The following is an 18655-nucleotide window of genomic DNA, read 5'->3' on the forward strand; positions in this document are numbered from 1 at the left end:
ACCATTAAACTGTTTTTGGATAACATCCCGCGCCTGTCCCGATTCCCTTTTCTGCAAAATGCTGTAAAATGCGAAGTATTGCGACATTTTGCAGGATACTGCGCCCATGCATAAAACCGCCAGACAGAAATATGTGCTTGATATCATTACTGAACAAGGCCAGGCCAGCATTACCGAGCTGGCAGATCGATTGCAGGTTTCAGCGGACACTATCCGTCGCGATCTGACCGACCTGGAAAAACAGGGACTGGCACAAAAAAACCATGGTGGCGCCATCGCGCTGAATCTCTCGACGATGAACCGGGTTAGCAGGAATACCTTGCTGCCTGAAATCAAGCAGCGGCTGGGTAAACAGGTTGCGCAATGCGTGCCTGCGGGCTCGACGCTGTTTCTGGATGCCGGAAGCACACTGCTGGCCGTTGCCTCTTTCCTTCATGGGCCGCTGACCATCATCACCCCTTCTCTTGATATCGCCCAACAGGTGAGCGATCGGGAAGGTATCGACCTGATCCTGCTCGGTGGAAAGTGGGATCAGAAACAGCGCCTGTTTGCCGGAAGCGCCACCCTTTCACTGCTCTCTCGCTACCGGGCGGATATTGCCATCCTTGGCGCATGCGCCATCCATGCCGAACTCGGATTGAGCGCCAGTCAGGAGGCGGATGCCGAAGTGAAGCGTGCCATGCTGGCCGCAAGCCAGGCGCACTGGGTAGTCGCCGACCATCTAAAACTCAACCAGTGCGAACCGTATCTGGTGTCAGGGTTATCCGAGATTCATCAACTGTTTTTAGATCGTCCCTGGGCAGAGCTCGGGGACCATAGCGCCGTGCAGGTTACCGTTTGCGCACATTAACGTGGAGAAGGTCATGAATAAAGTGAAGACAATGAATATTGCGCTGATCGGGTATGGTTTTGTGGGTAAGACGTTCCATGCCCCGCTGATCCAGTCCGTTGACGGCCTGAAGCTGGCGGTGATCTCATCCCGGGATGAAGAGAAAGTGAAACGCGATCTGCCGGACGTGCTCGTTGTCGCCACGCCGGAAGAGGCCATTCAGCACCCGGATATCGATCTGGTGGTTATCGCCTCCCCTAACGCGACCCATGCGCCGCTGGCCATCCTGGCGCTCAATGCCGGCAAGCATGTGGTAGTAGATAAGCCGTTCACGCTGGATATGCAGGAAGCGCGGGATCTGATTGCGCTGGCTGAAGAAAAACAGTTGCTGCTTTCTGTCTTCCATAACCGCCGCTGGGACAGCGATTTTCTCGGCATTAAGCAGGTGATTGCGCAAGGCAGCATCGGCAAGGTGAAACATTTTGAGTCGCATATCGATCGTTTCCGCCCGGAGGTTCGCGTGCGCTGGAGAGAGCAAAACGTTCCCGGCAGCGGCCTGTGGTTCGACTTAGGCCCGCACATGATTGACCAGACGCTACAGCTTTTTGGTCTGCCGCAGTCGGTACAGGGCAACATCGCCACCCTGCGTGACGGCGCGGAGATTAACGACTGGGCGCACGTGGTGCTGAATTATCCGGAACACAAAGTGGTCCTCCATTGCAGCATGCTGGTGGCGGGCGGCGTATCCCGCTTTACCATTCACGGTGACAAGGCTAGCGTGGTGAAAGCGCGCATCGATCAGCAGGAAGCCCAGCTGCTGGCAGGCGTCATTCCGGGTAGTGAACGCTGGGGTGAAGACAGCGACGCTATGGTGCTGCTTAATGCCCAGGGTGAAGCCAGCGCTATCCCTGCGCCAAAAGGCGACCAGCGGCAGTACTATATAAACGTGCGCGATGCCCTGAACGGCAAGATTGACAACCCGGTCCCGCCGGTGGAAGCCCTGGCGGTGATGGCGGTGCTGGAAGCGGCGGTAAAATCTTCAGAAACGGGTACAACTCAGGAACTGGACTTAACGGCGCAGGAGCGCGCGCAACTGCAATAAGCCGCAAAAAATGCCCTGCGGGTTCGCAGGGCATTATCGGTTACTGACGCTTTTTTGGCATCATCCGCAGCAGCGTGTTGTCTTTCCAGAAATAGTGATGCATCAGCGCGGCAAAGGCGTGCAAACCAATCACGAAATATCCCAGATTCGCCAGCGTCACGTGCCACGCTTTTAGCGTATCCACCAGGTCAAAATTCCCCTCCGCCGCATGCGGCATCGTCAGGCCAAACGCAAACCAGTCATTTCCCCGGTTATACATCATCACCATGCCGATCAGCGGCAGCGCAATGAACAGCAGGTAGATAACCAGATGCCCCAGATGGGACAGCCCGGTGATCATCGCTTTTGGTTTCGGTTGAATAGGCGGAGCCGGGAATTTGAGGCGGATAAGCAGGCGCGCCACCATCAGCACCAGGATGCTGATCCCGCAGGAAACGTGGATCATATTAATGAGCGGACGATCGCTTCGCGGGAACCATCCCCTGAACTCCATGGCGCAATAGGCCATAATAACTAACAGAAAAACCAGCCAGTGAATGCTGATTTGCAGACCCGTATATTTTGTGCGCATGTTGTTTCCCGATAAATAACCATTATCGCGCCAACATAACCACCTTTCCTGAAAATGTGAACCCCCTCGCATGGAGGGGGCTCCTGATTACGACTGTAAATAGACCACCTGCGTCTGCAAATACTCATTCAGACCGTGTTTACCATCTGCCCCGCCGATACCGGATTTCCGCCAGCCCGCATGGAAGCCCTGCATCGCTTCAAAGTTTTCACGGTTAATGTAGGTCTCGCCGAACTTAAGCCCCTTAATGGCTTTCATGGCGACGTTCAGGTCCTGCGTATAAACAGACGAGGTTAAACCGTAGTCGCTGTCGTTGGCCATGTTCAGGGCCTCTTCCAGGGTGTCGAAAGCCACCACCGGCAGCACCGGGCCAAAGGTCTCTTCGTGCATGATGGCCATATCCTGACGCACGTCCAGCAGCAGCGTTGGGGGATAAAAATACCCTTTACCTTCTGCCGCTTTACCGCCAAGGACCACTTTGGCCCCCTCCTGCACCGCGCGCGCCACCTTCTGCTCCACGCGCTCCAGCGCGGCGGCGTTGATCAGCGGCCCCATGGCAATATCCGTTCGCTCAGCCGGATTGCCAAACTGGACGGCTTTCATTGCCTCGCCCAGACGATTCACAAAGCGGTCGTAGATCCCCTTCTGGACATAGACACGTTCCGCGCAGTTACACACCTGCCCGGTATTGATGACGCGTGAATCCACAATGGCCTTCACGGCCAGCTCAAGATCGGCATCGTCCATCACGATGGCCGGGGCTTTACCGCCCAGTTCCAGCCCCACTTTGGTGATGTTTTTCGCAGCCGCAGCCATGATCTTTTCACCTGCCCCGACGCTGCCGGTCATGCTGACCATCGCCACTTTCGGATTCCCGGCCAGCTCCTGTCCGACGGTTTCACCCCGGCCCAGCACCAGGTTAAAGACGCCTTTCGGCAGGCCAATCTCATCGACGATTTTGGCAAACGCAATGGCGTTGTTTGGGGTAAATTCGCTCGGTTTGATAACGATGGTGTTGCCGGTGATCAGCGCGGGAGCAAGCTTACGGGCAATCAGGAAGAAGGGAAAGTTCCACGGCAGAATGCCGGTGGTGACGCCAAGGGCACGCTTAAACACCAGAATATTCTCGCCCGGACGGTCGCTCTGAATGATTTCCCCTTCATACCGGCGCGCCCACTCGGCCATATAGTCGATGTAGTCAGCGGTAAAGTTCACTTCCACTTCCGCCAGCTGCTGGATCTTGCCGCCTTCGGCCACAATCAACGCGCTGATTTCACTGACGCGCTCGCGGATCCCGGCGGAAATTTTGCGTAGCCAGCTGGCGCGTTCAATGGCTGGCAGCGCCTCCCAGCCAGCCTGCGCGTGCTCTGCCGCGTCAATGGCTTTGCGGGCGTCCTCGGCGGTGCCGTCGGGAATACGGGAAATGACCTCTTCCGTGGCCGGATTGATCACGTCAATCCATGCATCACCCTGCCAGGCAACAAACTGTCCATCAATATACATAGGATGTTGTACGGGTACTGTCATAACCTGCTCCTGTAATCACACTGTTTTTAACAAGTAAACTTATTGTTAAAAACTATAATTACCGGGGCAATTGCCTACTCTATGAATCTGTTTTTGTGAGATATCTCATAAAAGATACGGGTCAGCCCGTTTCCAAAATCACAAATCGGCAACAAAGGCTGCCCGTTTGCGTGAAAGATGGCGCAAACGGGCAAGAGCATTACAACAGAGAACGGCTCACCAGCGCGTCGGTGAGAATGACGTCGTTTCGCAGGATCTGCCACGCGGCGTCCACGTCGGCAGGGATATCGACATGGGCAATGAAATCACGTCCCGCCGGACCGTAGCCGTTGATGTCGTCCCTGAGTCGCGGAAATTCACCCAGCACCAGCGACAGGTAACGTTCTACCGGCCATAACCCCTCGGCCGGGCCGCTAAACACCAGACCGTCGTCGCTGTTTTGCAGCACGGGCGTCAGGCCGGGATGACTCACCCATGCGGGCGCTGCGGCCTCGTCGCGGCATACGCGGGCAAACGTAGCCATTGTGCGCCGCTGCATCGTCGGGTCCTGCACCACCAGCACCCGGGCGGCGTTCAGTCCGGATTGTTTCATCAACGCCCGGCTGAAGCGGGCGTTTTCACCACAGTTGGTCGACTGATCCTCAACGTGAAGATGCTCAGCCGGAATGTTCCAGAATTCACGGGCGATGTCGGCCAGAATAGCTGCCTCAGCCCGCCCGGTGGTGGGTATCCTGTTATAGCGGGGGTGTTTCGCAATCGCGGCGTAGAGGAAGGTCGTCGAGTGACCGATCCCGCCGCTGATGATCAGAGGAACACCCTGTTCAGCCGCGTTTTTACAGGCAGCATCAATCGCGGGGATCACCGCATTACCCGCCAGAATCACCAGATCAACGGACTGATTGTCCTGATAGTCGTCCTGAGCAAGCCACGCCCCAACGGTATTCACGGCGTCGAGTGTTGTGCCAGGCAGACAGGGGAAAAGTGCCATTGTCATCGTAACCTCCTTACAGCATACAGAGTCATCGATTATCCCCCTTTCTGCGCGTCATGCTATGGCATGAATGCTGAAAAAACGGGCTGGAACGTTCTCAAAAAGCACTCACATTTGATTAACTTGAGAAAATCGTATTCACTTGAATTATGATTTGCGTCAGCCTTAGAATCATTAGCCCGCTCACAATTCAACATTTTGAAAGGTAAACCACGTTATGCGCCTGCCCCAACGCGACCCTTATGCTCCTCGCGAGTGGCAGCCACACGAGAAACCCGCCCTGCTGGGTTCCCCTTCCACCCCGGAACATCCAACCCCAAAACGGATCGCCTATGGCGTGGTCGGCCTGCTGGTATGTCTGACCGGGGCGCTGGGTAACGCGGTCGTCACCGCTAATCTGCAAAATCTGCAAGGCACTTTTGGCGCCTGGTCGACTGAAATCGCCTGGTTGCCTGCCGTCTATGTCATGACCAACGTGTCCATCAACCTGCTGCTGGTAAAGTTTCGCCAGCAGTACGGTTTGCGCGCCTTTACGGAAGGCTTCCTGGTGCTGTATGTGCTGGTCACCTTTTTCCACCTGTTTGTGAACGATCTTAGCTCGGCGCTGATGGTAAGGGCGGCACACGGGATGGTCGCCGCCGCGCTCAGCTCGCTCGGCATTTATTACCAGATCCAGGCCTGGCCCGCAAAGCATCGACTGAAGGCGCTGACCATTGGCATTACCGGGTCGTCGCTGGCGATCCCGCTGGCGCGGCTGTTCTCCACCGAGCTGTTACAGCTTGATGAGTGGCGCGGGCTGTACTTCTTCGAGCTGGGTCTGGCCCTGATCTCCCTGGCCTGCGTGATGGTGCTAAAGCTGCCGCCGGGCGATCGGCGCAAAGTCTTCGAGAAGAAAGATTTCATTACCTTTTTTTTGCTTGCGCCCGGCATGGCGCTGCTGTGCGCGGTTCTGTCGTTAGGGCGTCTGGACTGGTGGTTTGAAGCGCCGTGGATCGGCTGGGCGCTGGCCCTCTCGCTGGTGCTGATTGTCTCTGCGATCGTGTTTGAACATAACCGCAGCAACCCGCTGCTTAATACCCGTTGGCTGTCCAGCGGCAGCATCGTACGCCTGGGGCTGATTATGCTGCTGATCCGCATCGTACTGGCGGAACAGAACACGGGCGTCATCGGCTGGCTGCAATATGTGGGCCTACAGAATGAACAGATGACCCATCTGGCGTGGGCTATTTTCGCCGGGATCGTCTGCGGTATCGTCACCAGCTGTCTGACGATTAAGCCCACTAAACTGGCCTGGCCGATAATCACCTCGCTGGTGCTGATGATCGTCGCCTCGCTGCTGGACAGCCAGTCCAACAACCTGACCCGGCCGGATCAGCTTATTTTCAGCCAGTTCCTGCTGGGCTTCGGCAGCGCTTTCTTCCTCGCGCCTGCGATGCTGGCCGCCATTGGCGGGGTGATCGCCGACCCGCGCAACCTGGTCAGCTTTTCCGTGATGTTTGGCATGAGTCAGAACCTTGGGGGCCTGCTGGGTTCCGCGATCCTCGGCACCTTCCAGACCTGGCGCGAGAAGTACCATTCCAGCCTGCTGGCTGACCAGCTCACCACCCTTAACCCGCTGGTGAACGAACGTATTCAGCTTTACACCCAGATGTACAAAAGCCTGATTGGCGACAGTTCCCTGCTGGGAACCCAGGCCATTACCCAGCTCCAGACGGTGACGGCGCTTGAGGCAAACATTCTGGCTTACAACGATACTTATCTCCTGACGGCGAGCATTGCCACTGCCACGCTGGTCTGGATTTTATGGCGCTTGCTGCGCCTGCGCATCACCGCCCGTATGGCCCTTAAGAACGCCACTGGCAACAAGTAATGACTATTTTTCAGGAGAGGTTATGAGTCAGCAGGATGCCGCCAAAGAGCAGGCCAACACCCGTAAAAACGTGCGCGTCGTGTCCATTTTCACCGCCGCGGCTATCGGCATTGTCGGGGTACTGGTGATCCTTTATGCCTGGCAGCTGCCCCCGTTCACGCGTCATGCCCAGTTTACCGATAACGCCTACGTGCGCGGCCAGACTACGTTCATCAGTCCTCAGGTAAACGGCTACATTACCGAGGTCCATGTTCAGGATTTCGCGCAGGTTAAAAAAGGCGAACTGCTGTTGCAGATAGATGACCGTATCTATCGCCAGCGCGTCCATCAGGCCGAGGCGCAGCTGGCAATGAAAATTGCAGCTCTTAATAACAACCTGCAACAGCGCAGAAGCGCGGAAGCGGTGATTGCCAAAAACGAGGCGGCGCTGAAAAACGCCCGTGCCCAAAGTCTGAAAACCCAGGCGGATTTGAAACGCGTGAAAGAGCTGACCGCGGACGGCTCCCTTTCCATTCGCGAGCGCGATTCGGCACTGGCCAGTGCCGCCCAGGGGAGCGCCGATATCGACCAGGCGAAAGCAACGCTTGAGATGTCGCGTCAGGATTTACAAACGGTTATCGTCAATCGCGGTTCGCTGGAGGCCGACGTTGAGAATGCGAAAGCCGCGCTGGAGCTGGCGCAGATCGATCTGCAAAACACCCGGATTGTCGCGCCGCGTGATGGTCAGCTCGGGCAGATTGCAGTGCGTCTGGGGGCGTACGTCGCCGCCGGGACGCACCTTACCACGCTGGTCCCGCCGCAGCACTGGGTGATCGCCAATATCAAAGAGACGCAGCTGGCGAATTTACGCGTCGGACAGCCGGTGAAATTCACCGTCGATGCCTTAAACGATAAAGCCTATCAGGGCCGCGTGGAGAGCATATCCCCGGCCACAGGCGTCGAGTTCAGCGCTATCACCCCGGATAACGCCACGGGCAACTTTGTTAAAATCGCCCAGCGCATCCCGGTACGCATTGAAGTACTCGGTGAGCCGGAGGCGTACCGGCTGCTGCGCCCTGGCATGTCGGTGCAGGTGACCATCGACACGCGGGAGGCGAAACAATGACGCTTCGCCCGATAGCCGGCCTGCTGATGATGGCTATCCTGGCGGGATGCCAGTCGGTTGACGTTGAGCCCGCCAAATCGTCCCTGCACATACCGGCCCAATGGCGCGCGACGTCGGGGCCAGCCAGCCCGACAGAGCAGCTCTGGTGGCGAAATTTTCACGACAGCAATCTGAACCGCTATGTGGATCAGGCGCTGAAGAACAACAGCGACGTGCTGATTGCACGCGAGCGGATTAACGAGTACCAGGCCCGGGTGTTCGCCGCCGACGGCAGTCTGTTCCCGTCGCTTGACGCGGGCGTGACCGGGACGCGCGCGCGCTCGCAGTCCGCCGCCACGGGGCTTCCGGTATACGGTACGTTGTACAAAGGCAGCCTGACCGCCAGCTACGACGTGGATATCTGGGGCGTAAACCGTAGCACCTCCCGTGCCGCTGAAGCATCGCTGGAGGCACAAAAGGCGGCGGCAGCGGCGGCTGATCTTACCGTCGCATCATCGGTGGCCTCCGGGTATGTCACCCTGCTGTCGCTGGATGAACAGCTTCGCGTTACCCAATCCACGCTGAAGTCGCGTGAAGAGGCGTTCAATCTCGCCAAACGACAATTTGAGACGGGATACAGCTCTCGCCTTGAGCTGATGCAATCGGATTCTGAGCTGCGCGCCACCCGCGCCCAGGTTCCACTGCTTCAGCACCAGATTGCACAGCAGGAAAATGCGCTTAGCCTGCTGCTGGGCAGCAACCCGGGTGACGTTGCGCGCGGTGAAAGCTTTGATGCCCTGACGCCGCTGAAACTGCCCTCCCAGCTGCCGTCGACACTACTCAACCGGCGCCCGGATATCGTTCAGGCGGAACGTCAGCTGATTGCGGCAGACGCGACGCTGGCGGCATCGCGCGCCAGCCTGCTGCCGTCGATCAACCTCACGGCCACGGGATCGGTGCAGGATCGCACGCTGTCGGGATTGCTGGATAACCCCCTACAGCTCTGGAGCGTGGGCGGCAGTATTCTTGCGCCGCTGCTGAACCGTCAGGCGCTGAATGCGCAGGTGGATATCTCCCAGTCCCAGCGGAATCAGGCTCTGTATAGCTACGAAAAAACCGTGCGTAACGCGTTTGCTGAGGTGAATGACAGCCTTGATGCCATCACCCGCTATCAGGAACAGCTTACCGAGCTGCTGGCACAGCAGGCGGTCGCGCAGGAGACGCTGCGGATTGCGCAAAACCGCTACCGCAACGGGTACTCTTCTTATCTGGATGTGCTCGATGCGCAGCGCACGCTGTTCTCGGTGCAGACCAGCGTGGTACAGGTGAAAAACAACCTGTTGCTGGCGCAAATTGATTTGTATAAAGCGCTGGGCGGCGGTTGGAGCAGTGCGTGAAAACATGCCGGGTGGCGCTGCGCCTTACCCGGCCCACATGCTCTCCCGTAGGCCCGGTAAGCGCAGCGCCACCGGGCAACGGTTTTAGCCGGAGATCTGCTCCATCGCCTGCAAGATACGCTTATCCGAAATCGGATACGGCGTACCGAGCTGCTGGGCAAAGAAGCTGACGCGCAGCTCCTCGATCATCCAGCGGATCTCCCGCACGTCGTCGTCATCGCGACGCGCTGGCGGCAGTTTGTTGAGCCACTGCTGCCACGCCTGCTGCACGTTTTCGACTTTCAGCATCTGCGCGCGATCGCGATGCGGATCGACCGCCATTTTCTCCAGACGCTTCTCAATCGCCTGCAAATAACGCAGCGTATCGCCCAGACGCTTAAAGCCGTTGCCGGTGACAAAGCCGCGATACACCAGCCCCGCCATCTGCGCCTTCACGTCCGACAGCCCCAGGGCCATGGTCATATCCACCCGACCCTTCAGGCGCTTGTTGATATTGAACACGGCGGTAAGGATCTGCTCGACCTGTTTGGCAATCTCCACCACGGTGTCGTTCAGCTCCGCGCGCACCTTTTCATGAAGCTGAGCAAAGCCCTCTTCCGTCCAGACCGGACCGCCCGCCTCGTGGATCAGCTTATCCACACCGCAGGAGATGCAGTCGTCGATCAGATCCAGCACCTTACCGTACGGGTTAAAGTAGAGCCCCAGCTTGGCTTTGTTCGGCAGCTTCTCGTGCAGATACTTAATCGGCGACGGGATGTTAAGCAGAAGCAGTCGACGCAGCCCGCGCCACATCATCTGCTGTTGTTCCTGCGGATTGTCAAAGAGCTTAATCGCCACGCTGTCGCGCTCATCAACCAGCGCGGGCCAGGCTTTGACCTTATAGTTCCCGCGCTTCTGCTCATAGCTTTCCGGAAGCTGACCAAAGCTCCAGATGTGCAGCCCGCTCTGCTCGATACCGTCGTCCGCCACGGCAGACAGGGTTTCCTGCACTTTGCCCTTCAGGGCGTCCTTCAGTTCCGAAAGCGAGCGGCCTTCCAGCAGCTTTTTGTTTTTATCGTCCACCACGCGGAAGGTGATTTTCAGGTGATCGGGCACCTGATCCCAGTTCCAGTCGTCGCGGTCGATGGTGGTCCCGGTCATGCGTCGGAACTCACGCTCCAGCGCGTCCAGCAGCGGCAGCTCCAGCGGCGTGACGCGGCCCAAAAACGCTTCGGCGTAGTTCGGCGCCGGCACAAAGTTACGCCGCACCGGTTTAGGCAGGGATTTGATTAATGCAATGACAAGCTCGCGGCGCAGGCCGGGAATTTGCCACTCAAACCCGCTCTCGTCGACCTGGTTTAACAGCGGCAGCGGAATATGAACGGTCACGCCGTCCGCGTCGGCCCTTGGCTCAAACTGATAGGTCAGACGCAGCTTGAGGTTGCCCTGATGCCAGAAGTTCGGGTAGTCGAGCTTGCTGACCGACTCCGCGCCCTCTTTGATCAGCATGCTCTTTTCGAAGTTGAGCAGGTCCGGGGTCTCTTTGCTGGCTTTCTTCCACCAGCTGTCGAAATGGCGCGCCGAGATCACATCGTGGCTGATGCGCTGGTCGTAAAACTCAAACAGCGTCTCGTCGTCCACCAGAATGTCGCGGCGGCGGGACTTGTGCTCAAGCTCTTCCACCTCGGCGCGCAGCTTCAGGTTTTCGCGGAAGAACGCATGACGCGTCTGCCAGTCGCCCTCCACCAGCGCATGGCGGATAAACAGCTCGCGACTCAGCGCCGGATCGATCTGGCTGTAGTTAACCTTACGCGCAGCGACCACCGGCAGGCCATAGACGGTGACTTTTTCCGTCGCCATCACCGCGCCCTGCCCGCGCTCCCAGTGCGGCTCGCTGTATGAGCGTTTCAGCAGGTGCTGCGCCACCGGTTCAACCCACTCCGGATCGATACGCGCGGCGATACGCCCCCACAGACGGCTGGTTTCCACCAGCTCGGCGACCATGGTCCACTTCGGCGGCTTTTTAAACAACCCGGAGCCCGGGAAGATGGAGAAACGCGCGTTGCGTGCGCCGGTAAATTCCTGTTTATCCGCATCCTTCATCCCGATATGGGACAGCAGGCCGGTCAGCAAGGCGATATGAATTTCGCGGTACTCCGCCGGTTCACTGTTGACCGGAATGCCCAGCTCTTTTACCACCTGGCGCAGTTGGGTGTAGATATCCTGCCACTCGCGCACGCGCAGGTAGTTGAGGAAATCCACCCGGCACTGACGGCGGAACTGATTTGAAGAGAGCGTTTTTTGCTGCTCGCCCAGGTAGTTCCACAGATTCACAAAGGCCAGAAAATCAGACTCTTTATCGTGGAAGCGACGGTGTTTTTCATCCGACGCCTGCTGCTTGTCCATTGGGCGCTCGCGCGGATCCTGAATGGAGAGCGCCGAGGTGATGATCATCGCCTCGCGCACGCAGCCGTGTTTTTGCGCCTCCAGCACCATGCGCGCCAGACGCGGGTCGACCGGCAACTGGCTAAGCTGGCGGCCCAATGGCGTTAGCTTGTAGGCCGTCGCCTGCTCGTCGGTGGTGATGGCCCCCAGCTCTTCCAGCAGGCGCACCCCGTCCTGAATATTGCGTTTATCCGGCGCTTCCACAAACGGGAAGGCGGCGATATCGCCCAGCCCCAGCGCGGTCATTTGCAGGATAACGGATGCCAGGTTGGTCCGCAGAATTTCCGGATCGGTAAACTCCGGGCGCGACAGGAAATCGTCTTCCGAATAAAGACGAATACAGATCCCTTCCGACACGCGGCCGCAGCGGCCCTTACGCTGATTAGCCGACGCCTGGGAAACCGGCTCAATCGGCAGGCGCTGAACTTTGGTTCGGTAGCTGTAGCGGCTGATGCGCGCCGTACCCGGGTCGATCACGTATTTAATGCCCGGCACGGTGAGCGAGGTTTCGGCCACGTTGGTCGCCAGCACGATGCGGCGTCCGCTGTGCGGCTGGAACACGCGGTTCTGCTCACTGTTGGACAGGCGCGCGTACAGCGGCAGGATCTCGGTATGGCGCAGATCGCGTTTGCTGAGCGCATCGGCGGTATCGCGGATCTCGCGCTCGCCGCTCATGAAGATCAGAATGTCGCCAGAACTCTCGTTGCCCAGCTCGTCGACGGCATCGAAGATGGCCTGAAGCTGGTCGCGCTCGGTATCGTCCGCCTCTTCCACAATCGGGCGATAGCGCACTTCAACCGGGTAGGTTCGGCCTGAGACTTCAATAATCGGCGCATTGTTGAAATGTTTTGAGAAACGCTCCGGGTCAATGGTCGCAGAGGTGATGATGATTTTCAGATCCGGACGCCGGGGCAGCAGCTCTTTCAGGTAGCCGAGCAGGAAGTCGATGTTCAGGCTGCGCTCGTGCGCTTCATCGATGATGATGGTGTCGTACTGCATCAGCAGACGATCCTGCTGGATTTCCGCCAGCAGGATACCGTCGGTCATCAGCTTAACCATGGTGTTATCGCTGACGTGGTCGCTGAATCGCACCTTGTAGCCGATGCAGCCGCCCGGCTCCGTTTGCAGCTCTTCCGCAATACGGTTCGCCACGGTGCGCGCCGCCAGACGACGCGGCTGGGTGTGACCGATCAGCCCTTTCAACCCGCGGCCCAGCTCCATGCAGATTTTCGGCAGCTGGGTGGTTTTACCTGAACCGGTTTCCCCCGCGACGATCACCACCTGGTGGTCGCGTACGGCCTCAAGAATGTCCTGTTTCTTCTGGCTGACGGGCAGGTTTTCCGGATAGGTAATCTCCGGACGTGCGGCTTCACGCAGCACAACTTTCCCTGCCGCCTGTTCAATCTCTTTGGCCATTTCCTGGTAAATGGCCTGTTGTGCATCAGGATTTTTAACCTTCTTAACGCCATGCAGACGGCGCGCAAACCGCTGTTTATCGCGCAGCATCAGTGAATCAAGCTTTTGCATCAGCATGGAGAAGGTCAATTTTTGGTGTTCTGTCATAGCGTTAACGGGCAGTGCACTGCCGGATAAAATCTCTTTTTAATGATTGCTATAGAGTACCACATCAGCGCTTTTCTCGCCTTATTCAAAAAATTCGAACATAGGCTTCGATATATTGCGCTATCCCTGTGGCAGGATTGTGAATAAAGTGTCAACAAGCAACGGGGCAACCCCCTCAATCAAATACAAAACAGGAATTTCCCATGAGCAAAGTATTAGTGTTGAAATCCAGTATTCTGGCAGGGTATTCACAGTCTGGTCAGCTGTCTGACTATTTCGTTGAACAGTGGCGTGAACAGCACAGCGCGGATGAAATCACCGTGCGTGACCTGGCGGCAAACCCAATTCCTGTGCTGGACGGCGAGCTGGTTGGCGCGCTGCGTCCGAGCGATGCGCCTCTTACCCCGCGTCAGCAGGAAGCCCTGGCGCTCTCCGACGAGCTGATTGCTGAGTTGCAGGCGCACGACGTTATCGTGATCAACGCCCCAATGTACAACTTCAACATTCCTACCCAGCTGAAGAACTACTTCGACCTGGTGGCGCGCGCTGGCGTAACCTTCCGTTACACCGAGAACGGCCCGGAAGGTCTGGTAAAAGGTAAACGCGCTATCGTCCTGACCAGCCGCGGCGGTATTCACAAAGATACCCCAACCGACCTGGTGGCGCCGTACATGACGCTGTTCCTCGGCTTCATCGGCATTACCGACGTGAACTTTGTGTTCGCTGAAGGTATCGCTTACGGCCCGGAAGTGGCTACCAAAGCTCAGTCCGACGCGAAAGCCGCTATCGACAGCCTGGTCGCTGCCTAAGATCTCCCCCTCTCACCGCCCGGTGGGAGGGTTTTTCTTTTCCTGCATATTTCGTTATCATCCGCACCCACTCTCCAGCCGGGCGGCCTGATGTCTGTCATAATCGATACGTTTATTGCACCACCCTGTCACGACGACATTGAGATCCTCTGGCAGGACGAGCATCTGCTGCTGATCAACAAACCTTCCGGCCTGCTTAGCCTCTCGGGAAAAAATCCGCAAAACCGTGATTCCGTTCACCATCGTCTGGTGCAAACCTTTCCCGGCTGCACGCTGGTGCATCGCCTTGATTTTGGCACCTCGGGCCTGATGGTCATTGCGCGTAACAAGGCGATTAACGCCGCGCTTTGTCACCAGTTCAGCCAGCGCGCCGTGAGCAAGGTTTACACCGCCCTGTTGTGCGGACATGTGGAACAGGACGAAGGGACCGTGGATGCCCCGATTGCCAAAGATCCGGCACTGTTTCCGCTGATGACGATCTGTGCCCGCACCGGTAAGCCCGCTCGCTCTCGCTATCGGGTGATGGAACGTATTTATCAGGATACGACAATGCCATTGACGCGGGTAGAGCTTACCCCGGAGACCGGTCGCACCCACCAGCTGCGCATTCACTGCCAGCAGTTAGGCCACCCTATTCTGGGGTGCGATCTGTATGGTGGTCTGGAATGGCCGGGCGCGGAAGAAACGCCCCGGCTAATGCTGCATGCCAGCGTTCTGAATTTTATTCATCCGCTGAGCGGCGAGACGATAAACGCCCGTCACGCCGCGCCATTCTGAGCGGGGATTACCACATTAAATCGTCAGGGATTTTAAAGTCTGCGTACGGATCGTCTTCGTCCTGCTCTTCCTGACTCAGCGCGCTGTTAAGCACAATGCTGTCCGCATCGCGCTGGGCAATTTTATCCGCCACCACCGCCGGGATAATCGCGTAATCACAGTCGCCCTTCGCATTAATCACCAGTCGGGCAATCGCCAGACGGCCGTTGATCAGCTGGGTTTGCGTCTGCTTATCGACCTCGATTTTTTTGATCAGGTTGCCGTCGGTAAAGTTAAAGGTAATGTTGCCCTTCGCCACGGTGATGCGGTTCATCTCAATCAGCTGCTTCACCTGCGCCCTGAACTCTTTTGCCAGCACCGCCTGTTTTTGCTGTTCGCTCAGCTGCTTATCACGCTCCAGCTGGGCTTTCTTGTTCTCTTCAACAGCCTCTCTCGCCTCGCGAGCCTGGACGCGGGATTTTTTCGCCGTGCGCTGGACCTTCGCCATCTTTTTACTGCTGACTAAGCCCGCTTTCAGCATCTGCTCTTGTAGGGTGAGTTTTGTCATGTTCGTTTAAACCGGTTGGAAATGTCGGGGGATTATACCTGAATCGCGCAGTTCATGAAGAACCCTCATGTTGCAGTGAAATTAAGTCACTTCCCCTGCGCCAGGGGCTCAGGCATAAATTATGCATTGATAACGTTCCGGCAACATGAACTTAGGATGCATAACCAAATGAGTCAGGCTTTCACATTTACCCTTAAGCGCAGTTGCTTTGATGAAAATTATAACCCGTCAGAAAACACGCGTACCACCACCAACTTCGCCAACCTGGCGCGTGGCGAGAAGCGTCAGGAGAACCTGCGCAACACGCTGGTGATGATCAACAACCGCTTTAACGCGCTGGCGAGCTGGGATAACCCGAAAGCTGACCGCTATGCCGTCGAGCTGGAGATTATTTCAGTCGATATGAATATCGGCGGCGATTTTACTTTCCCGGCCATCGAAATTCTGCAAACGACAATCGTGGATAAAAAAACCCACGAGCGCATCGAAGGCATCGTCGGAAATAACTTCTCATCGTATGTTCGTGACTATGATTTCAGCGTCCTGCTGCTGGAGCATAATAAAGATCAACCCCGTTTTACCCTCCCCGAGAATTTTGGCGAGCTGCACGGCAATATCTTTAAAAGCTTTGTTCATTCTGCGGAATATCAGGCGAACTTCAAAAAAGCGCCGGTGATCTGCCTGAGCGTCTCCAGCAAAGACACCTATCGTCGTACCGGTAACCACCACCCGGTGCTGGGGTATGAGTACCAGCCGGACGGCGAGTCGCTAACGGAACAGTACTTCGCGAAGATGGGCCTGAAGGTTCGCTATTTCATGCCGGAAAACAGCGTCGCGCCTTTCGCCTTCTTCTTCACCGGCGATTTACTGCGTGATTACACCAATCTGGAGCTGATCGGCACCATCAGCACCATGGAGACGTTCCAGAAGATCTATCGACCGGAAATTTACAATGCCAATTCCGCTGCGGGACAGTGCTATCAGCCCGACCTGAATCAGCAGGATCACTCATTAACAAAAATCGTCTATGACCGTGAAGAGCGCAGCCGGCTGGCCATTGAACAGGGGAAATATACCGAAGAGCGGTTTATCAAACCCTACAAAACCCTTCTTGAGCAGTGGTCTCATCACTTCACGCTTTCATTTAATACGGATAAAAGGTTCTTCTCATGAAAACATTGCTCCCGACATCGACGGCTGGCAGCCTGCCGAAACCCACCTGGCTTGCGCAGCCGGAAACGCTCTGGTCGCCGTGGAAACTCCAGGACGAGGAATTACTTGCAGGGAAACAGGATGCGCTACGTTTGTCTCTGGATGAACAGATTCGCGCCGGGATTGATATCGTCAGCGACGGGGAACAAACTCGCCAGCATTTCGTCACCACCTTTATTGAACATCTCAGCGGCGTGGATTTTGAGAACCGTCAGACGGTACGCATCCGTAACCGTTACGATGCGAGCGTGCCGACCGTGGTAGACGCGGTGGCGCGTCAGAAACCGGTGTTTGTTGACGACGCGAAATACCTGCGCCAGCTGACGGACAAGCCGATCAAGTGGGCGCTGCCCGGCCCGATGACCATGATCGACACGCTATACGATGCTCACTATAAAAGCCGTGAAAAGCTGGCCTGGGAGTTCGCAAAAATCCTTAATCAGGAAGCCCGCGAGCTGGAGGCGGCCGGTGTCGACATTATTCAGTTCGATGAACCTGCCTTTAACGTCTTTTTCGACGAGGTGAATGACTGGGGCATTGCCGCGCTGGAGCGCGCCATTGAAGGACTGAAATGCGAAACCGCGGTACATATCTGTTACGGGTACGGCATCAAAGCCAATACGGACTGGAAAAAGACGCTCGGCTCCGAGTGGCGCCAGTATGAAGAGGCGTTTCCTAAGTTGCAGACCTCAAAGATCGATATTATCTCGCTGGAGTGCCACAACTCGCGCGTGCCGATGGATCTGCTGGAGCTTATCCGTGGTAAAAAAGTGATGGTCGGGGCAATTGACGTCGCCACCCAGACCATCGAAACGCCTGAAGAGGTCGCCGATACGCTGCGCAAGGCGTTGCAGTTTGTTGATGCAGATAAGCTCTATCCGTCCACCAACTGCGGTATGGCTCCCCTTTCCCGCCAGGTCGCCAACGGTAAGCTGAAGGCGTTAAGCGCCGGGGCTGACATTATCCGTCGCGAGCTTGCCCGCTAACCTTCAGGTTTGCCAGTACAGCGGCGTACCGAATCGCTCAATATAGTAATCAATCACCGCCCTGACGTTCAGGGGCGGATGACGCGCGTTCGGGTAAATCGCCGCAATCGTCAATGGCTCCGTATTAATTGAACACTCCATTTCCGGCAGCAGTGCCACCAGCTCACCGCTTTTGAGTCGTTCGCTCACCATCCAGTCCGGGAAAAGCACAACGCCCATACCGCCCAGCGCCGCAATCAGGAGCGTTTCCGCGTTATTGGAAGTCATCAGCGGTACGATGGGATAGTGAACCCACGCCTCGCCCGGCTGTCGGATCAGCCAGCGGTTAGGCCCGGACGAGCCGCGGTAAACCAGACAGTGGTGACGGCTGAGATCGTCCGGCCCCTCGGGCGCGCCATGTTTTTGCAGATAGTCCGGCGAGGCCGCCAGATGGTAGAACTGCTGCCCGAACACCCGGGCGTGAAACGAGGAGTCCGTCAGCGCGCCGATGCGGAAGATAACGTCCGCGGCGTCACGGTGCGGATCGATAAAATCGTCGGTGAGGGTCAGTTCAATGGAGAGGCGCGGGTAACGCGCCAGAAGCCCCGGCAGGCCCGGCGCGATGTGCCTCTGTCCGAAAAAGACCGGGCCATTGATACGCAGCGTGCCCGACGGCTCGCGGGCGCGTTCATCCAGCTCGCGTCGCGCGTCCTCCATATTCCCGGCCATCGCCCTGGCATAGCGCACAAAAAGATGCCCGCTCTCTGTGGGCATAATTGCCCGCGTGTTGCGGTAGAAAAGCTGTTGCCCGAGGGCGTCCTCAAGCTGGTGGATCACGCGTGAGACCTGCGACGCAGAAATCCCTTCCCGCCTCGCCACCACGGAGAAATTCTGCGTTTCATAAACGTCGATGAAGATCAGCAGCGCGCGAATGCTGATATGTCCGGCATCCATCATTAATGCATTTCCTGCACAGGTGTTTTCTGC

Annotated in this window: 15 protein-coding genes; 9 read left to right on the top strand and 6 right to left on the bottom strand. The window is 57.1% G+C overall.

From position 1 onward, the window contains the following. The first annotated feature begins 106 nt into the window (after positions 1-106). The gene (locus AM329_RS06615; RefSeq protein WP_022651161.1) at positions 107-850 is read left to right on the top strand and encodes a DeoR/GlpR family DNA-binding transcription regulator; all 744 of its coding nucleotides are present in this window, start codon (positions 107-109) and stop codon (positions 848-850) included. Positions 851-863: 13 nt separating this feature from the next. Next, entirely contained in the window at positions 864-1931 is a 1068-nt protein-coding gene (locus AM329_RS06620; protein WP_032609147.1) for an oxidoreductase, read from the top strand. A gap of 40 nt (positions 1932-1971) precedes the next feature. On the opposite strand, the gene cybB is transcribed toward AM329_RS06620, so the two are convergent. From cybB to AM329_RS06635, 3 genes are all read right to left on the bottom strand, one after another. Beyond that, the gene (gene cybB / locus AM329_RS06625; protein ID WP_003857288.1) at positions 1972-2502 is read right to left on the bottom strand and encodes a cytochrome b561; all 531 of its coding nucleotides are present in this window, start codon (positions 2500-2502) and stop codon (positions 1972-1974) included. Between the two features lie 87 nt (positions 2503-2589). Next, positions 2590-4029, bottom strand: coding sequence for an aldehyde dehydrogenase (aldA, locus tag AM329_RS06630; protein ID WP_032609145.1), 1440 nt, complete (start codon positions 4027-4029; stop codon positions 2590-2592). Between the two features lie 199 nt (positions 4030-4228). Further along, a complete protein-coding gene (locus AM329_RS06635; RefSeq protein ID WP_057979989.1) occupies positions 4229-5023 on the bottom strand; it encodes a YdcF family protein in 795 nt (264 codons plus the stop codon). A 214-nt stretch (positions 5024-5237) separates the two neighbouring features. On the opposite strand from AM329_RS06635, the gene AM329_RS06640 reads away from it, so the two are divergent. The 3 genes from AM329_RS06640 to AM329_RS06650 are packed head-to-tail and all read left to right on the top strand — an operon-like array spanning position 5238 to position 9371. Further along, entirely contained in the window at positions 5238-6890 is a 1653-nt protein-coding gene (locus AM329_RS06640) for an MFS transporter (protein WP_003857293.1), read from the top strand. Between the two features lie 22 nt (positions 6891-6912). Beyond that, the gene (locus AM329_RS06645; RefSeq protein ID WP_003857294.1) at positions 6913-7995 is read left to right on the top strand and encodes an HlyD family secretion protein; all 1083 of its coding nucleotides are present in this window, start codon (positions 6913-6915) and stop codon (positions 7993-7995) included. Then, positions 7992-9371 carry an efflux transporter outer membrane subunit gene (locus AM329_RS06650; protein WP_023324614.1) on the top strand — a complete coding sequence of 460 codons (1380 nt, stop codon included), beginning with the start codon at positions 7992-7994 and terminating at the stop codon, positions 9369-9371. Before AM329_RS06645 ends, AM329_RS06650 begins: the two co-directional genes overlap by 4 nt. Positions 9372-9455: 84 nt before the next feature. Here AM329_RS06650 and hrpA read toward each other — a convergent pair whose 3' ends face one another. After that, positions 9456-13358, bottom strand: a complete 3903-nt coding sequence (gene hrpA / locus AM329_RS06655; RefSeq protein ID WP_032609144.1) for an ATP-dependent RNA helicase HrpA — start codon at positions 13356-13358, stop codon at positions 9456-9458. Between the two features lie 203 nt (positions 13359-13561). On the opposite strand from hrpA, the gene azoR reads away from it, so the two are divergent. Next, positions 13562-14167: an FMN-dependent NADH-azoreductase gene (azoR, locus tag AM329_RS06660; protein WP_023324612.1), complete on the top strand. Its 606-nt coding sequence runs from the start codon at positions 13562-13564 to the stop codon at positions 14165-14167. Positions 14168-14257: 90 nt separating this feature from the next. Further along, positions 14258-14944 (top strand): RluA family pseudouridine synthase, encoded by a 687-nt coding sequence (locus tag AM329_RS06665; protein ID WP_023324611.1) that lies wholly within the window; start codon positions 14258-14260, stop codon positions 14942-14944. 7 nt (positions 14945-14951) lie between these two features. Here the strand turns inward: AM329_RS06665 and AM329_RS06670 are convergent, their stop codons facing one another. Further along, the gene (locus tag AM329_RS06670; RefSeq protein ID WP_003857300.1) at positions 14952-15491 is read right to left on the bottom strand and encodes a DUF2058 domain-containing protein; all 540 of its coding nucleotides are present in this window, start codon (positions 15489-15491) and stop codon (positions 14952-14954) included. A 168-nt stretch (positions 15492-15659) separates the two neighbouring features. Here AM329_RS06670 and AM329_RS06675 point away from each other — a divergent pair, with 168 nt between their 5' ends. After that, on the top strand, positions 15660-16664 hold the full coding sequence (locus AM329_RS06675; RefSeq protein ID WP_032610219.1) for a DUF1852 domain-containing protein: 1005 nt from the start codon (positions 15660-15662) through the stop codon (positions 16662-16664). Next, positions 16661-17689: a methionine synthase gene (locus tag AM329_RS06680; protein WP_003857302.1), complete on the top strand. Its 1029-nt coding sequence runs from the start codon at positions 16661-16663 to the stop codon at positions 17687-17689. The genes AM329_RS06675 and AM329_RS06680 overlap by 4 nt, the downstream gene beginning before the upstream one ends. A 3-nt stretch (positions 17690-17692) precedes the next feature. Here the strand turns inward: AM329_RS06680 and AM329_RS06685 are convergent, their stop codons facing one another. Further along, the gene (locus AM329_RS06685) at positions 17693-18625 is read right to left on the bottom strand and encodes a LysR family transcriptional regulator (protein WP_023303693.1); all 933 of its coding nucleotides are present in this window, start codon (positions 18623-18625) and stop codon (positions 17693-17695) included. Between the last annotated feature and the right edge of the window lie 30 nt (positions 18626-18655).

The organism is Enterobacter cloacae complex sp. AR_0002, from assembly GCF_001922365.1.
Classification (GTDB): Bacteria; Pseudomonadota; Gammaproteobacteria; order Enterobacterales; family Enterobacteriaceae; genus Enterobacter; species Enterobacter hormaechei_C.

Bases quoted from the DNA above. Each gene is read 5' to 3' on its own strand.
- AM329_RS06615 (WP_022651161.1), top strand. From the start codon at position 107: ATGCATAAAACCGCCAGACAGAAATATGTGCTTGATATCATTACTGAA.
- hrpA (WP_032609144.1), bottom strand. From the start codon at position 13,358: ATGACAGAACACCAAAAATTGACCTTCTCCATGCTGATGCAAAAGCTT.
- azoR (WP_023324612.1), top strand. From the start codon at position 13,562: ATGAGCAAAGTATTAGTGTTGAAATCCAGTATTCTGGCAGGGTATTCA.
- AM329_RS06635 (WP_057979989.1), bottom strand. From the start codon at position 5,023: ATGACAATGGCACTTTTCCCCTGTCTGCCTGGCACAACACTCGACGCC.
- AM329_RS06650 (WP_023324614.1), top strand. From the start codon at position 7,992: ATGACGCTTCGCCCGATAGCCGGCCTGCTGATGATGGCTATCCTGGCG.
- AM329_RS06620 (WP_032609147.1), top strand. From the start codon at position 864: ATGAATAAAGTGAAGACAATGAATATTGCGCTGATCGGGTATGGTTTT.
- cybB (WP_003857288.1), bottom strand. From the start codon at position 2,502: ATGCGCACAAAATATACGGGTCTGCAAATCAGCATTCACTGGCTGGTT.
- AM329_RS06675 (WP_032610219.1), top strand. From the start codon at position 15,660: ATGAGTCAGGCTTTCACATTTACCCTTAAGCGCAGTTGCTTTGATGAA.
- AM329_RS06670 (WP_003857300.1), bottom strand. From the start codon at position 15,491: ATGACAAAACTCACCCTACAAGAGCAGATGCTGAAAGCGGGCTTAGTC.
- aldA (WP_032609145.1), bottom strand. From the start codon at position 4,029: ATGACAGTACCCGTACAACATCCTATGTATATTGATGGACAGTTTGTT.
- AM329_RS06640 (WP_003857293.1), top strand. From the start codon at position 5,238: ATGCGCCTGCCCCAACGCGACCCTTATGCTCCTCGCGAGTGGCAGCCA.
- AM329_RS06685 (WP_023303693.1), bottom strand. From the start codon at position 18,625: ATGATGGATGCCGGACATATCAGCATTCGCGCGCTGCTGATCTTCATC.
- AM329_RS06645 (WP_003857294.1), top strand. From the start codon at position 6,913: ATGAGTCAGCAGGATGCCGCCAAAGAGCAGGCCAACACCCGTAAAAAC.
- AM329_RS06680 (WP_003857302.1), top strand. From the start codon at position 16,661: ATGAAAACATTGCTCCCGACATCGACGGCTGGCAGCCTGCCGAAACCC.
- AM329_RS06665 (WP_023324611.1), top strand. From the start codon at position 14,258: ATGTCTGTCATAATCGATACGTTTATTGCACCACCCTGTCACGACGAC.